Source organism: Streptomyces spectabilis (assembly GCF_008704795.1).
GTDB lineage: Bacteria > Actinomycetota > Actinomycetes > Streptomycetales > Streptomycetaceae > Streptomyces > Streptomyces spectabilis.
In genome coordinates, this window is sequence record NZ_CP023690.1 from 3,543,465 (window position 1) to 3,557,385 (window position 13,921).

11 protein-coding genes are annotated in these 13,921 nt (G+C 74.0%); 2 read left to right on the top strand and 9 right to left on the bottom strand.

All coding sequences use genetic code 11. The features are described from left to right. Nucleotides 1-2: 2 nt before the first annotated feature. The 7 genes from CP982_RS15390 to hrcA all read right to left on the bottom strand — a co-directional run bounded on the left by CP982_RS15390 (nucleotide 3) and on the right by hrcA (nucleotide 8,519). On the bottom strand, nucleotides 3-356 hold the full coding sequence (locus CP982_RS15390) for a histidine triad nucleotide-binding protein (protein ID WP_150511066.1): 354 nt from the start codon (nucleotides 354-356) through the stop codon (nucleotides 3-5). Nucleotides 357-430: 74 nt separating this feature from the next. Further along, nucleotides 431-3,646 (bottom strand): S41 family peptidase, encoded by a 3,216-nt coding sequence (locus CP982_RS15395; protein WP_150511067.1) that lies wholly within the window; start codon nucleotides 3,644-3,646, stop codon nucleotides 431-433. Nucleotides 3,647-3,691: 45 nt separating this feature from the next. After that, the gene (locus CP982_RS15400) at nucleotides 3,692-4,252 is read right to left on the bottom strand and encodes a hypothetical protein (RefSeq protein WP_150511068.1); all 561 of its coding nucleotides are present in this window, start codon (nucleotides 4,250-4,252) and stop codon (nucleotides 3,692-3,694) included. A gap of 138 nt (nucleotides 4,253-4,390) precedes the next feature. After that, nucleotides 4,391-5,140 carry a 16S rRNA (uracil(1498)-N(3))-methyltransferase gene (locus CP982_RS15405; protein WP_150511069.1) on the bottom strand — a complete coding sequence of 250 codons (750 nt, stop codon included), beginning with the start codon at nucleotides 5,138-5,140 and terminating at the stop codon, nucleotides 4,391-4,393. Then, the gene (locus CP982_RS15410; protein ID WP_150511070.1) at nucleotides 5,137-6,219 is read right to left on the bottom strand and encodes a nitronate monooxygenase; all 1,083 of its coding nucleotides are present in this window, start codon (nucleotides 6,217-6,219) and stop codon (nucleotides 5,137-5,139) included. The genes CP982_RS15405 and CP982_RS15410 overlap by 4 nt, the downstream gene beginning before the upstream one ends. Nucleotides 6,220-6,365: 146 nt before the next feature. Further along, nucleotides 6,366-7,502 carry a molecular chaperone DnaJ gene (gene dnaJ, locus CP982_RS15415; protein ID WP_030674058.1) on the bottom strand — a complete coding sequence of 379 codons (1,137 nt, stop codon included), beginning with the start codon at nucleotides 7,500-7,502 and terminating at the stop codon, nucleotides 6,366-6,368. Beyond that, nucleotides 7,503-8,519, bottom strand: coding sequence for a heat-inducible transcriptional repressor HrcA (gene hrcA / locus CP982_RS15420; protein ID WP_150511071.1), 1,017 nt, complete (start codon nucleotides 8,517-8,519; stop codon nucleotides 7,503-7,505). 242 nt (nucleotides 8,520-8,761) lie between these two features. On the opposite strand from hrcA, the gene CP982_RS15425 reads away from it, so the two are divergent. Further along, the gene (locus tag CP982_RS15425) at nucleotides 8,762-9,517 is read left to right on the top strand and encodes an MBL fold metallo-hydrolase (protein WP_150511072.1); all 756 of its coding nucleotides are present in this window, start codon (nucleotides 8,762-8,764) and stop codon (nucleotides 9,515-9,517) included. 80 nt (nucleotides 9,518-9,597) lie between these two features. After that, a complete protein-coding gene (locus CP982_RS15430) occupies nucleotides 9,598-10,416 on the top strand; it encodes a DUF3097 domain-containing protein (protein WP_150511073.1) in 819 nt (272 codons plus the stop codon). 13 nt (nucleotides 10,417-10,429) lie between these two features. On the opposite strand, the gene hemW is transcribed toward CP982_RS15430, so the two are convergent. Both hemW and CP982_RS15440 read right to left on the bottom strand, forming a co-directional pair. Further along, nucleotides 10,430-11,656 carry a radical SAM family heme chaperone HemW gene (gene hemW, locus CP982_RS15435; protein ID WP_150511074.1) on the bottom strand — a complete coding sequence of 409 codons (1,227 nt, stop codon included), beginning with the start codon at nucleotides 11,654-11,656 and terminating at the stop codon, nucleotides 10,430-10,432. 78 nt (nucleotides 11,657-11,734) lie between these two features. Next, nucleotides 11,735-13,678, bottom strand: a complete 1,944-nt coding sequence (locus tag CP982_RS15440; RefSeq protein WP_150511075.1) for a SpoIIE family protein phosphatase — start codon at nucleotides 13,676-13,678, stop codon at nucleotides 11,735-11,737. Between the last annotated feature and the right edge of the window lie 243 nt (nucleotides 13,679-13,921).

Sequence of the window (13,921 nt, forward strand, 5' to 3'; positions counted from 1 at the left end):
TGCTATCCGGGAGGCCACTGGAGGCCGCGGCCGCCCAGGACGTGGGCGTGCGCGTGGAAGACGGTCTGCCCGGCGCCGGAGCCCGTGTTGAAGACGATGCGGTAGCTGTCCGCCTGCTCCTGGGCGGCCACCTCGCCCGCCTCGCGCAGCACGTCGGCCGCGGCCGCGGGCTCGGCCGCGGCGAGCGAGGCCGCGTCCGGGTGGTGCACCTTGGGAATCACCAGGACGTGCGTCGGCGCCTGGGGGTTGATGTCGCGGAAGGCGAGGGTGGTCTCCGTCTCGCGCACGACCGTCGCGGGCACCTCCTTCGCCACGATCTTGCAGAACAAGCAGTCGTCCTGTGGTTCGCCCGCCATGGTCCAGCCTCCTGATCATGATTGCGTATGTCGGCATGCTATCCGCCCGTGTGTACGGGCCCCTGCGGGGCCGGTCAGGGCAGCCGCGGAGCCGTCCGCGCCGGGTTCTCGGCGAGCGCGGCCAGGGCGACGCGGACGGCCTCGTCGAGCTGCGGATCGCGTCCGGCGGCGTGGTCGTCGGGGGTCATCACGACCTCGACGTCCGGGTCGACGCCGTAGTTCTCCACGCTCCACTCGTAGCCCTCCAGCCAGAAGGCGTACTTGGGCTGCGTGACGAGCGTGCCGTCGACGAGGTGGTAGCGGCTGTCGATGCCGACGACGCCGCCCCAGGTGCGCGTGCCCACGACGGGGCCGATGCCGAGTGCCTTGATCGCGGCGTTCACGATGTCCCCGTCGGAGCCGGAGAACTCGTTGGCGACGGCGACGACGGGCCCGCGCGGCGCGTCCCCGGGGTAGCTGAGCGGCCCGGAGCCGCGCGGCAGGTCCCAGCCGACGATGCGCCGGGCCAGCTTCTCCACGACGAGCTGCGAGGTGTGCCCGCCGCGGTTCTCGCGGACGTCCACGACCAGTCCCTCGCGGGCCACCTCGACGCGCAGGTCGCGGTGGATCTGCGCCCAGCCGGGGGCCTGCATGTCGGGGACGTGGAGGTAGCCGAGGCGGCCGCCGGAGAGCTCGTGGACGTAGGCCCTGCGGTCGGCGACCCAGGCGTGGTAGCGCAGCGGCTCCTCGTCGTCCACGGGGACCACGACGGCGTGCCGCGGGTCGCCGCCCCCGGCCGGGGACACGGTCAGCTCGACGGGCTTGCCCGCGGTGCCGACAAGCAGCGGCCCCGGCCCGGTGAGGGAGTCGACGGGCCGCCCGCCGACGGCGAGGATCGCGTCGCCCGCGCGCACGGCGACGCCCGGCGCGGCGAGCGGCGAGAGCGCGGCCGGGTCGGAGGTCTCCGACGGCAGGACGCGGTCGACCCGCCACAGGCCGTCCTCGCCGCGCGAGAGGTCCGCGCCGAGGAGGCCCTGCCGGCTGCCGTAGCCGCCGCGCGGCACCACGTAGGCGTGGGAGGTGCCCAGTTCGCCCTGGACCTCCCACAGCAGGTCGACGAGGTCGTCGTGCGTCGCCACGCGGTCGAGCACGGGCCGGTAGCGCTCCAGGACGCCGTCCCAGTCGACGCCGCCCATGTCGGGCCGCCAGAAGTTGTCCCGCATGAGGCGGCCCGCCTCGGCGTACATCTGCCGCCACTCCGCGGCCGGGTCGACGTCCTGGCGGACCCGGCCGAGGTCGACGGCGAGGTTGGTGTCGCTGTCCTCGTCGCCGGAGGCCCGCCGGTCGCTCGGCACCACCTTGAGCTTGCCGTCGGCCCACAGCAGGATCCGCTTGCCGTCGCCGGTCACGGCGAAGTGGTCGGCGTCGCCCGCCAGTTCCTCGACCCGGTGCTGCGCGAGGTCGTAGCGCTCCAGGGCGGAGCAGGGCTCGGGGTCGGCCGGGGTGGCGCGGGAGGCGCCGAGCACGCCGCGCACCGGGTGCCGCAGCCACAGCAGGCCGTCCTTGGCGGCGCGCAGCGTGCTGTAGCGGGCGGCCTCGACGGGGAAGGGCACGACGCGGTCCGCGAGCCCGTCGAGGTCTATCCGGGTCACCGGCGAGCCCTCGCTGTCGGGGGTCTCGGCGTGCGGGCCCTCCGACGAGTCGAAGGCGCGGCCGTGCCGCTGCGGCCCGAACGGCGAGGGCGTCGTGGCCGCGAGGGTGAGCAGGTGCGGCCGGGAGCCGCCGACGAAGGCGAGGTCGAAGACGTGGTCGTCGTAGACCGGGTCGAAGGCGCGCGCGGACAGGAACGCCAGGTGCTTGCCGTCGAGCGTGAACGCCGGGCTGTAGTCGCGGAAGCGCAGCTGGGTGGCGTCCGACACCGACAGGTCGGCGGTGTTGGCGAGCTTGAGCTGGCGCAGCGGGCGCGGCCCGGGGTGGGACCAGGCGAGCCACGCGCAGTCGGGCGAGAAGACCAGGCCCGTGGCCTCGCCGTGCTCGGCGCGGTCGACCTCGCGGACCTCGCCGCTCTCGCGCTCCACGAGCAGGACCCGGCCGTCGTGCGCGGCGACCGCGGCGCGGCTGCCGTCGGGCGCCACGGCGAGCGCGAGCACCCGGCCGAGCTGTCCCGCGGCCAGGCGGCGCGGGGTCGCGCCGGGGGCGAGGCCGGTGGCGGGCGCGAACTCCAGGGCGTCGTCGCCCTCCGCGTCCGTCACCCACACCACGTGCTCCTCGCCGTCCACGCGGAAGGTGCGCGGCAGCCGGGCCCGGACGCCGGGCACGGCGGCCAGCGCGCGGGCGGGCCCCTCGCGGTGCGTGACCCAGTGCACGGCGCCGCGCACCGACACCGCGCTGCCGCGGCCGCTGTGGTCGGGCGCGGCGGCCCCGAACCAGCGGGCCGCGCTGACCGGATGCGGCTGGAGGTCGACGCGCTGCCCGCCCAGGCGGATGTCCAGACGGCGCGGCGCGGCGTCCGACAGGTCGTCCAGGAGCCAGAGTTCACCGGCGCTCGCGTAGGCGACGCGGGTGCCGTCGGTGGCGGCGTGCCGGGCGTAGAAGCCGTCGACCGGGGTGTGGCGACGCAGGTCGGTGCCGTCGGGCAGGGACGAGTAGAGCGCGCCGACTCCCTCGTGGTCGGAGAGGAAGGCGATGCGGCCGCCCACCCACAGGGGGTGTTCGATGTTGCCGTCGAGGTCCTCGTGGACGCGGACGAAGCCGCTGGCGGCGCCGGAGGCGTCGTCGGGCCGCCGCGTGCGGATCCACAGCTTGCCCGCCGTGCCGCCCCGGTACCGCTTCCACCAGGCGGCCTCGCGCCCCATCGGCGCGGACAGGAGCAGGACTTCGCCGTCGGGGCCGTGCGCCGCGTCGCCGACGACTCCGTACGGCAGCTTCTCCGCGGGCCCGCCGTCGAGCGGCACGGCGTGCGCCCAGGTGCGGCGGAAGGAGGCCTGGCCGTGCGCGCCGACCGCGAGGACCCGTCCGTCGGGCGTCCAGCCGCGCACGGACGTCTTCGTGTTCCCCCAGTACGTGAGGCGCTTGGAGGGGCCGCCGTCGACGGGCGCGACGTGGACCTCGGGCGCTCCGTCGCGCGTCGACGTCCAGGCGACGGTGGTGCCGTCCGGAGAGATCCGCGGGTGGCTCACGGGCGTGTTGTCGGCGCTGACCCGCCAGGCGCGGCCGCCATCGAGGGGCGCGATCCAGACGTCGTCCTCGGCGGTGAAGGCGGTCAACTCGCCGTGCGGATGCGGAAACCGGAGGTAGGCAGGCTGTGTCACACCGTCACCCTAAGCAGGCGACGGCGCGCGGGACACCGTTTTGGATCACTTGCCCGGATAGCAGTCGCAGGTGGGGTCCGGCCGCTCGGTCACGGTGACGGTGGCGGTGGGACCTGGCTCGTCCGGCTCGGGGTCGTGATCGACGGGCGGGGTGTGACGGCCCCCGTCGTTGTCGCCGTCGCCCTTGTCGCCGTCGTCGCCCTGATCGTCATCGTTCCCGTTGCCGCCTTCGCAGTCGCCGAGCACGTCGACGCGGAACCACTCCTTGCCCTCGACCCGCGCGGTCAGGTTCCCACGGACGCACTTGCCGTTGCGTACGTCGCTGACGCGACCCTTCAAGGTGATGTCCTTGTCGTCCTCCGACTTGCCCTGGCAGTCGACCTCGGCCTCACGCGGCTCGTCGGTGGCCTTGCGCTCGTCGGCACCGTCCTTCTTCACGAACGAGGCCGTGCAGTTGAACCAGGCCACGTCGAGGTGCTGGCGCTCCAGCTCGGCCGTGCCCATCTTGTCCGTGGTGAGCGCGATGGCGGACGTGCTCATGTCGCCCTCGACGGGGTCGCAGGCGACCAGGGCGAGACCGGTGGCCCCCGCGGCCGCGAGGGTCACGAGGATCCGCCGCCCTCTCGCCGGGCCCGGGATCCGCCGGCGTCGGACAGGTCGCGGTAGTCGCCTCACAGCCCCCATGGATGGCAGCGTGCCACCGCGAGCGGCCCGGCGGTAGACCGGTTGCGGCCATCTGTCCAGTCAGGACCAGCGGCCCGTGCGGCCCAGGAGCAGCGCCGCCGCCGCGGTGCCCGCGGTCGACGTGCGCAGCACGCTGCGCCCCAGGCGGTACGGCTTGGCGCCCGCCCGGGCGAACACCGCGAGCTCCTCCGGTGACACGCCGCCCTCGGGCCCGACGACGAGCACGATGCTGCCGGACGCCGGGAGTGGGGCGGTGGCCAGCGGCTCGCTGCCCTCCTCGTGCAGCACGCCCGCGAAGTCGGCCTCCGCGAGCAGCTCGGCGACCTGCTTGCCGGTGGCCGGCTCCGCGACCTCGGGGAAGCGGACCCGCCGCGACTGCTTGCCCGCCTCGCGCGCCGTCGCCCGCCACTTGCCGAGCGCCTTCAGGCCGCGCTCGCCCTTCCACTGCGTGATGCAGCGGGCGGCGGCCCAGGGCACGATCGCGTCCACGCCGGTCTCCGTCATGGTCTCCACGGCGAGTTCACCGCGGTCGCCCTTGGGCAGCGCCTGGACGACGGTGATCCGCGGGCTCTCCGCGTCCTCCTCGCGCACGCCGTCGTCGTCGAGCGCGACCAGGAGGCGGTCCTTGCCCTCGGCGGCGGCGACGGTGCCCTGCGCCCAGCGCCCGGCGCCGTCGGTGAGCACCACGTCCTCACCGGCGCGCAGCCGCTTCACCGACACGGCGTGCCGCCCCTCGGGGCCTTCGAGTACGTACGTACGTCCTGGCGCGGCGCCCGCGAAGTCGTCGACGACGAACACCGGCGCGGTCATGCCGCACCGCCCGCGTCACGACCGGCGAACACGGCCTTCGCCTCGTCCAGTTCGGCCACGAGCACCTCCACGAGCTCTCCCGCGGGCAGCTGCCTCGCGAGCCGGTGGCCCTGGCCCGCCCACAGGGCCATGGCCTGCGGGTCACCGGTCTTGGCCGCGGCCTTGCGCAGGTCCGCCGTCAGATAGTGGATCTGCGGGTAGGCGGCGGGCGCGTACGGGCCGTGCTCGCGCACGAAGCGGTTGACGAGCCCGCGCGCGGGGCGCCCCGAGAACGCCCGGGTCAGCTCGGTGCGCACGAACCGCGGGTCGGTCATGGCCTGCTTGTGCAGCGGCTGCGCGCCGGACTCCGGGGTGACGAGGAACGCGGTGCCGAGCTGTGCGAGGTCGGCGCCCGCCGCGAGCACCGCGGCGATCTGCGCGCCGCGCATCAGGCCGCCCGCGGCGATCACGGGCAGCTGTACGGCCTCCCTGACCTGCGTGATCAGGCTCAGCAGGCCGATGCCGGCGCCGTCCGTCTCCGGGTTGTCCCGGTGCGTTCCCTGGTGGCCGCCCGCCTCGATGCCCTGTACGCACACCGCGTCGGCGCCCACGGCCTGCGCGGCCAGGGCCTCCTCGGGCGTGGTGACGGTGACGACGGTCGTGGTGCCGACCCGCGCGAGGGCCTGGAGCTCCTGTCGGGTGGGGCAGCCGAACGTGAACGACACCAGCGGCACCGGGTCGTCGCGCAGGATCGCCAGCTTCGCCTCGTAGCCGTCGTCGGTCTTGGCGTCGGTGTCGCCGAGCTCCGTCTCGTACCAGGTGGCCTCGCCAGCGAGCTGGTTGCGGTACACCTCGACGGCCGCGGGGTCCGCGCAGGCGGGCTGCGGCATGAAGAGGTTCACCCCGAAGGGGCGCGAGGTCAGGCCTCTGACCTGCTTTATCTCCTGGTACATGCCGTCAGCGGTCTTGTACCCGGCCGCGAGCGAGCCGAGCCCCCCGGCCTCGGACACGGCCGCCACGAGCTGCGGAGCCGAGGCCCCGCCCGCCATCGGGGCCTGCACGATCGGATGACGACACAGAGCGAGGAGAGGGGAGACCATACCGGCATCGTGCCACGTCTGGCGGGCTACCTCGTGCCGGGGCCCCTCGTACCTTCTGTGGGCAGCTGGTCCGCCCAGGGGGCGGAACGGGTGGGCACAGCCCCAGGTGCCGAGCAACCGGGACGCCGGGCCCACCCGTTCAAGCGCTAACGCCCGTTAAAGGCATCCTTCAGGCGGGAGAACAGCCCCTGCTGGCCCGGCTGGAACTGGCCCGTGGGGCGCTCCTCGCCGCGCAGCTTGGCGAGCTCGCGCAGCAGCCGCTCCTGCTCGGCGTCCAGCTTCGTGGGGGTGAGCACCTCCACGTGCACGATCAGATCGCCGCGGCCACCGCCCCGCAGATGCGTGACGCCGCGCCCGTGCAGCGGGATCGACTGCCCCGACTGCGTGCCGGGCCGGATGTCGACCTCCTCGACGCCGTCAAGCGTCTCCAGCGGAACCTTCGTGCCGAGCGACGCCGCCGTCATCGGAATGGTGACGGTGCAGTGCAGATCGTCGCCGCGCCGCTGGAAGACGGCGTGGGGCAGCTCGTGGATCTCCACATAGAGGTCGCCCGCCGGGCCACCGCCCGGGCCGACCTCGCCCTCCCCCGCGAGCTGGATCCGCGTGCCGTTGTCGACACCGGCGGGGATCTTCACCGTGAGGGTGCGCCGCGAGCGGACCCGGCCGTCGCCCGCGCACTCGGGGCACGGCGTGGGCACCACGGTGCCGAAGCCCTGGCACTGGGGGCAGGGCCGCGAGGTCATGACCTGGCCGAGGAAGGACCGGGTGACCTGGGACACCTCGCCGCGGCCGCGGCACATGTCACAGGTCTGCGCGGAGGTGCCGGGAGCGGCGCCCTCGCCGGAGCACGTCGTACAGACGACGGCCGTGTCGACCTGGATGTCCTTCGTCGTGCCGAAGGCCGCCTCGTCGAGGTCGATCTCCAGGCGGATCATGGCGTCCTGGCCGCGGCGGGTGCGCGAGCGCGGCCCGCGCTGCGACGCCGTACCGAAGAACGCGTCCATGATGTCCGAGAAGTTGCCGAAGCCACCGGCTCCGAAACCGCCCGCGCCCCCGCCGCCCGACTGGGAGAGCGGGTCGCCGCCGAGGTCGTAGACCTGCTTCTTCTGCGGGTCCGAGAGGACCTCGTAGGCGGCGTTGATCTCTTTGAAGCGCTCTTGCGTCTTGGGATCGGGATTGACGTCCGGGTGCAGCTCGCGTGCGAGCCGCCGGAAGGCCTTCTTGATCTCGTCCTGGGACGCGTCGCGGCGCACGCCGAGTACGGCGTAGTAGTCCGTGGCCACTTACGACTCCGCCAGGATCTGTCCGACGTAACGTGCCACTGCGCGTACTGCTCCCATCGTTCCCGGATAGTCCATGCGGGTCGGTCCGACCACGCCTAGCTTGGCCACTGCCTCGCCTCCCGAACCGTAGCCGACGGAGACCACGGACGTGGAGCTGAGTCCCTCGTGGGCGTTCTCATGACCGATCTTCACGGTCATGCCCGAATCCGTAGCCTCACCAAGCAACTTGAGGAGGACGACCTGTTCCTCCAGGGCCTCGAGGACCGGCCGGATCGTGAGAGGGAAGTCATGTCCGAAGCGGGTGAGATTGGCGGTTCCGCCGATCATCATCCGCTCCTCGTTCTCCTCGACCAGGGTTTCGAGGAGGGTGGACAGGACCGTCGCCACCGTGGCCTGGTCCTCCTTGTCGAAGGACTCGGGCAGGTCCTGGACGAGCTGCGGCACGTCCGTGAACCGGCGCCCCGCGATCCGGCTGTTGAGCCGGGCCCGCAGGTCCGCGAGTGACGTTTCACCGAACGGCACCGGGCAGTCGATCAGGCGCTGCTCGACCCGCCCGGTGTCCGTGATCAGGACGAGCATGACCCGGGCCGGAGCGAGCGAGAGCAGTTCCACGTGGCGCACCGTCGACCGCGTCAGGGACGGGTACTGCACCACGGCGACCTGCCGGGTCAGCTGCGCGAGCAGCCGCACCGTACGGCCCACGACGTCGTCCAGGTCGACGGCGCCGTCGAGGAAGTGCTGGATCGCACGGCGCTCGGGGGAGGTCATCGGCTTGACGCCCGCCAGCTTGTCCACGAACAGCCGGTAGCCCTTGTCGGTGGGGATGCGACCCGCGCTGGTGTGGGGCTGGGCGATGAACCCTTCCTCCTCCAGCGCCGCCATGTCGTTACGGACCGTGGCCGGAGAGACGCCCAAGTGATGACGCTCCGTAAGCGCCTTGGAGCCGACGGGCTCCTGGGTGCCTACGTAGTCGTGGACGATGGCGCGGAGCACCTCAAGCCTGCGTTCACTGAGCATCGCGCACACCTCCAGCTGTCGTCCCTCGCCCTGAGCCCCCCGCGGCGGCCCCACCCTGGCACTCACCACGCGCGAGTGCCAACCTTCGTCGAGTCAGTGTACGGCCGGTGGGTACAGCCCCGGCAAGGGCCGACCCCTTTAGTCATGCCCACGTGTGGCCCGTGCCACCGGCCCGGCGGCGCCCCGTACCACGGCCCGGCCCACCGGCTGCCGACCGGGGACGGTGGCGCTAGCGTCACCGTATGGACGTACGCGTGACACCGGCCCCGGACTGGCGGGAGGCGGGCTGGGAGCGGCTCACCGCACGGGTGGGACGGCGGCGGCTCCCCGTGTGGGACTGCACGGTCGGCCTCGTCGTCGGCGACGAGGCCGCCCTGATGATCGAGGCCGGGTCGAGCCTGCGGGAGGGCGCGCTCCTGCGCGCCGAGGCCCAGCGGCTGCTCGGCGGCGGCCGCCGTGTGACCCATCTCGCGCTGACGCACCCGCACTTCGACCACGTGCTCGGCGCGGCGGCGTTCGCCGGGGTCGAGGTGTTCGGCACGGTCGGCGTCGACGCGGTGCTCGACCGGGACCGCGAGGGCCTGCGCACGGACGCCGTCACCCAGGGCCTGGACGCCCGCGCCGCCGCCGAGGCCACCGACCTGCTGGTCCTCCCGCGCCATCTGGTGAGCGGCGAGCGGACCCTCGACCTGGGCGGCGTCCAGGTCCTCCTCGCGAACGTCGGCCCCGGCCACACCGGCCACGACCTGGCCGTCCTGGTGCCCGGCAGCGCGCCCGGAGAGCCCGAGGTCGTCTTCTGCGGCGACCTCGTCGAGGAGTCGGGCGCACCTCAGGCGGGTCCCGACGCGGTCCCCGGGCGGTGGCCCGCCGCGCTCGACCGGCTGCTCGCCCTGGGCGGCGCGGACGCGCGGTACGTGCCCGGGCACGGGGCGGTCGTCGACGCGGCGTTCGTACGGGCGCAACGGGAGGAGCTGGTGGGGCGGTTCGGACTGCGGTGAGCTGCGCGGTTCGGGGGGCGGTGCGCGGTGCGGGCACGTCCCCGTGACGGGACGTCACCCCATGTCATAACGTCTGTCGAATGCGCAGCTACAACCCGGACCTCACCCCGCCGTGGAAGAGGTCGGCCCCCGTCCCCGAAGTCCCCGCCGATGTCGACCTGGTGGTGGAGGAGGTCCGGACCGGCTTCTGCGGTGCGGTGATCCGCTGCGAGAAGACCGCCGAGGGCCCGACGGTGACCCTTGAGGACCGCTTCGGCAAGCACCGGGTGTTCCTGATGGTGCCGCGCGGCTTCCTCCTGGAGGGCAAGGTCGTCACGCTCGTCCGCCCGAAGGCCGCGGCGGCGCCCGCGCGGCCCGCGCGCACCGCGTCCGGCTCGATCGCCGTGCCGGGGGCGCGGGCACGGGTGGCGCGCGCCGGGCGCATCTATGTGGAGGGGCGCCACGACGCGGAGCTCGTCGAGAAGGTGTGGGGCGACGACCTGCGCATCGAGGGCGTCGTCGTCGAGTACCTGGAGGGCGTCGACGACCTCCAGGCGATCGTCGCGGAGTTCGCGCCCGGCCCCGACGCGCGCCTCGGCGTCCTCGTGGACCACCTGGTCCCCGGCTCGAAGGAGTCCCGGATCGCGGCCGAGGTCTCCAGCCCGCACGCGCTGGTGGTCGGCCACCCGTACATCGACGTCTGGGAGGCCGTGAAGCCCTCCTCCCTGGGCATCGCGTCCTGGCCCCGCGTCCCGCGCGGCCAGGACTGGAAGACCGGGGTGTGCCGCGCCCTCGGCTGGCCGGAGAACACCGGGGCCGCGTGGCAGCGGATCCTGGGCTCGGTGCGCAGCTACAAGGACCTGGAGCCGACGCTTCTGGGCCGCGTGGAGGAACTGATCGATTTCGTGACGGCCCCGTAGCCCGGGGGCGGCCTCAGTCGACCAGGTCCCGGACCACCGCGTCGGCCAGCAACCGGCCCCGCAGGGTGAGCACCGCCCGGCCCTCCTCGTAGGGCCCCGGGGCCAGGAGGCCGTCCGTCAGGGCGCGGCGCGAGGCGGCCAGGCCCGCTTCCTTCAGGAGCGACAGCGGGCAGCCCTCCCGAAGCCGCAGTTCGAGGAGGACGCGCTCCACCCGCCGGTCCTCGTCCGCGAGGAGCTCACGGCCCGCTCCGGGCGACCGCCCCTCCGCGAGCGCGGCGGCGTACGCGCCCGGGTGCTTCACGTTCCACCAGCGCACGCCCCCCACGTGGCTGTGCGCGCCGGGCCCCGCGCCCCACCAGTCGGCGCCCCGCCAGTACAGCTCGTTGTGCAGACAGCGGCCCGCGTCCGATGTCGCCCAGTTGGACACCTCGTACCACTGGAACCCGGCGGCGGACAGCGCCTCCTCGGCGATCAGATAGCGGTCGGCGTGCACGTCGTCGTCCGTCATGGGGACCTCGCCCCGCCGGATGCGGCGGGCGAGCTGGGTGCCCTCCTCGACGATCAGCGCGTACGCGGACACGTGGTCGGGTCCGGCGCCGATGGCCGCGTCGAGGGACGCCCGCCAGTCGTCGTCGCTCTCACCGGGGGTGCCGTAGATCAGGTCGAGGTTCACGTGCTCGAAGCCCGCCGCGCGCGCCTCGGCGACGCAGGCCTCGGGCCGCCCGGGGGTGTGCGTGCGGTCGAGGATCTTCAGGACGTGCTGCCTGGCGCTCTGCATGCCGAAGGAGACGCGGTTGAAGCCGCCCTCGCGCAGGGTGCTCAGATAGGCCGGGTCCACCGACTCGGGGTTCGCCTCGGTGGTGATCTCCGCGTCGTCGGCGATGCCGAACTCGTCGCGGACGGCGCTCAGCATCCGTACGAGGTCGTCGGCGGCCAGCAGCGTGGGCGTGCCGCCCCCGACGAAGACCGTACGGACCGGGCGCGGGTCGTCCCCGAGGACCTTGCGGGCCAGGCGGACCTCTTCGACGAGGGTCTCGGCGTAGTTGTCGCGGGAGGCGAGGACACCGCCGGTGCCGCGCAGCTCGGGGGCGGTGTAGGTGTTGAAGTCGCAGTAGCCGCAGCGGGTGGCGCAGTACGGAACGTGCAGGTAGAAGCCGAGTGGGGCCGTTCCGCCCAGGGCGGACGGGGGGAGGGCCCCGTCCTGGGGCACGGGTTCTCCATCGGGCAGGGCGGAAGGCATACCTCCCAGTTTATGGGCCCGGGCCGCCCGGCTCCTCCGCCCGCTCCGACCGCTCCTACCGCTCCGCGCCCCGCGGGCTCAGCGGGCCTGGAGCACCAGGAGCGCCAGGTCGTCGTCCGGCGGCCGGCTGGAGAACTCGTGGACGAGGCGGCGGATCCGTTCCGCGACGAGCCCCGCGTCGAGGCCCGCGCAGTCGGCGAGGGCCGTGGCGAGCCCGTCGCCGTCGTCGAAGAGGCGCCCGCCGGTGCGGCGCTCGGTGACCCCGTCCGTGACGCACAGCAGCGTCTCACCGGGGAGCAGGTCGAAAGTCCGGCTCGTGTACGTCTCGTCGTCGACCACGCCGAGGAGCATCTGCGGCCCGGCGGCGGCCCGCACCTGGCCGTCGGCGCCCAGGAGCAGCGGCAGCGGGTGCCCGGCGGACGCCACGGTGCAGCGCACCCCGCCGTCGTACGGCACGAGCTCGCCGTACAGGAGGGACAGGAAGCGCGCGGTGGCGCCCTCGGGCGGCACGCCCTGGCCGCCCGCGACGGCCATGACGGCGGCCGCCGCGTCCGCGGCCTCCGTGGCATCGTCGAGGAGGAGCTGGTTCAGCCGGTCGAGGACCTCGGCGACCTGGTAGCCCTCGCGGGCAAGCAGCCGCAGCCAGGGGCGGGCGAGGCCGATGACGACGGCGGCCTCGGGGCCCTTGCCCTGGACGTCGCCGAGGGCGAAGCACCAGCGGCCGTCGCCCGCGGGGAACACGTCGTAGAAGTCGCCGCCGGGACCGCCCTGCTCGCACGGCTCGTACACGAGGCCGCTCTGCACGCCGGGGATCTCCGCGACGGCGTTCGGCAGCAGTCCGCGCTGGAGGACCCGGCTGATGGTGGCCTGGCGCTGGTAGCGGCGGGCGGCGCTGATGGCGAGGGCGACGCGGCGGCTGAAGTCCTCGACGAGGCCGGTGACCTCGTCGGGGAAGCGCGGCAGGCCGGCCCGGCCGATGACGAGGGCGCCGAGATGGCGGCCGCCCGCCACCAGGCGGTAGGCGACGGCGGCCCCCGTGGAGTCGTCGCCGAAGGCGTCGCCGGGCCAGGACACCGGTACCGCGCCGGGGCCCGCCGACTCGCCGAGGCTCGGTGGCTCCTTCTCCAGGACGCGGCGCAGCTCCTCTATCCGTTGTTCGCTGGTGTGCCAGACGCGCGCGAGGTGGGTGCCGGGGGCGCCGTCGCCGGCCGCGCGCCCGGCGCTGTCGGCCTCGTCGTCCAGCCACACCGCGCACCAGTCCGCGAGCCGCGGCACGAGGAGCTGCCCGGCGAGGGCCGCGACCAGGCTCTCGTCGAACTGCCCCGCGAGCATGTCGGAGGCCTCGGCGAGGAAGGTGAGCGCGCCCCTGTTGATCCACTCCGTGTCGTACGCGACGCGCTTGGGGGCGGGGGCGGGGATCTCGGCGGAGCGGAGCCCGCCCTGGAGCGCCGCGTCCCCGGCGTACGCGTCGAAGTCGGGGAAGCCGGTGAGGTCGGCGAGCATCCGGTCGTCGTCCACGGGAAGGCGCGCCCAGACCGTCTTGGTGCCGGAGCGGTAGGTGATGCCCCAGGACTCGGCGAGGGAGGCGACGAGTTGCAGACCGCGGCCGTACTCGGGCGTGCCGGGCTGGGAGGTGTGCGGATCGCTGCGCACGGCGCGCGCCGGGTGGTGGTCGGAGACCTCCACGACCAGGGCGTCGAGGCCGTCGAGACCGTCGAAGGAGCCGTCGCCCGGCACCGCCTCGTCCAGGCGGCACAGGATCTCGACGGACGTGCCCGCGTGCACCACGGCGTTCGTCACCAACTCGCTGACCACGAGCACCGCGTCGTCCGCGAGCCGGTCGCCGACCCGCGTGGCGGCGGGCACCCCGAGCTCCACCCAGTCGGCGAGCGCCGCGCGGACGAACCGGCGCGCGGCGGAGGGCGCGAGCGGGTTTCCGGGCAGGGAAGTCCGCACTACCGTCGATGGCCCAAGGCGTGCGGCGGGCTCGACGGAGGCGCGGACAGCGGTCTCCCGTTGCATCGGAATGGCCCCCACAGTGCGGCTCCTGAGCAGTTCGGACGTTACGCCTCAGGCGACACGGACAGAGTGACAGACTGACTGGGCCCATAAGCGCCGAGTTACCGAAGTGGGCCATCATGAGTGAGAACAGTGCTACGCCCGCGCCCGGACACGGTCAGATTTCGGCATCGGCAGACACACCGATATCCGCCCGGACCACGACCCGCGCCTCCTCGGAGGCAGCCGGTCCCCTTCCGCTCCCTT

What these genes read in the sequence shown, in the direction of transcription:
- CP982_RS15425 (WP_150511072.1), top strand. Translation starts at nt 8,762, where the DNA reads ATGGACGTACGCGTGACACCGGCCCCGGACTGGCGGGAGGCGGGCTGG.
- CP982_RS15430 (WP_150511073.1), top strand. Translation starts at nt 9,598, where the DNA reads ATGCGCAGCTACAACCCGGACCTCACCCCGCCGTGGAAGAGGTCGGCC.
- CP982_RS15390 (WP_150511066.1), bottom strand. Translation starts at nt 356, where the DNA reads ATGGCGGGCGAACCACAGGACGACTGCTTGTTCTGCAAGATCGTGGCG.
- CP982_RS15440 (WP_150511075.1), bottom strand. Translation starts at nt 13,678, where the DNA reads ATGCAACGGGAGACCGCTGTCCGCGCCTCCGTCGAGCCCGCCGCACGC.
- CP982_RS15410 (WP_150511070.1), bottom strand. Translation starts at nt 6,219, where the DNA reads ATGGTCTCCCCTCTCCTCGCTCTGTGTCGTCATCCGATCGTGCAGGCC.
- CP982_RS15405 (WP_150511069.1), bottom strand. Translation starts at nt 5,140, where the DNA reads ATGACCGCGCCGGTGTTCGTCGTCGACGACTTCGCGGGCGCCGCGCCA.
- hemW (WP_150511074.1), bottom strand. Translation starts at nt 11,656, where the DNA reads ATGCCTTCCGCCCTGCCCGATGGAGAACCCGTGCCCCAGGACGGGGCC.
- hrcA (WP_150511071.1), bottom strand. Translation starts at nt 8,519, where the DNA reads ATGCTCAGTGAACGCAGGCTTGAGGTGCTCCGCGCCATCGTCCACGAC.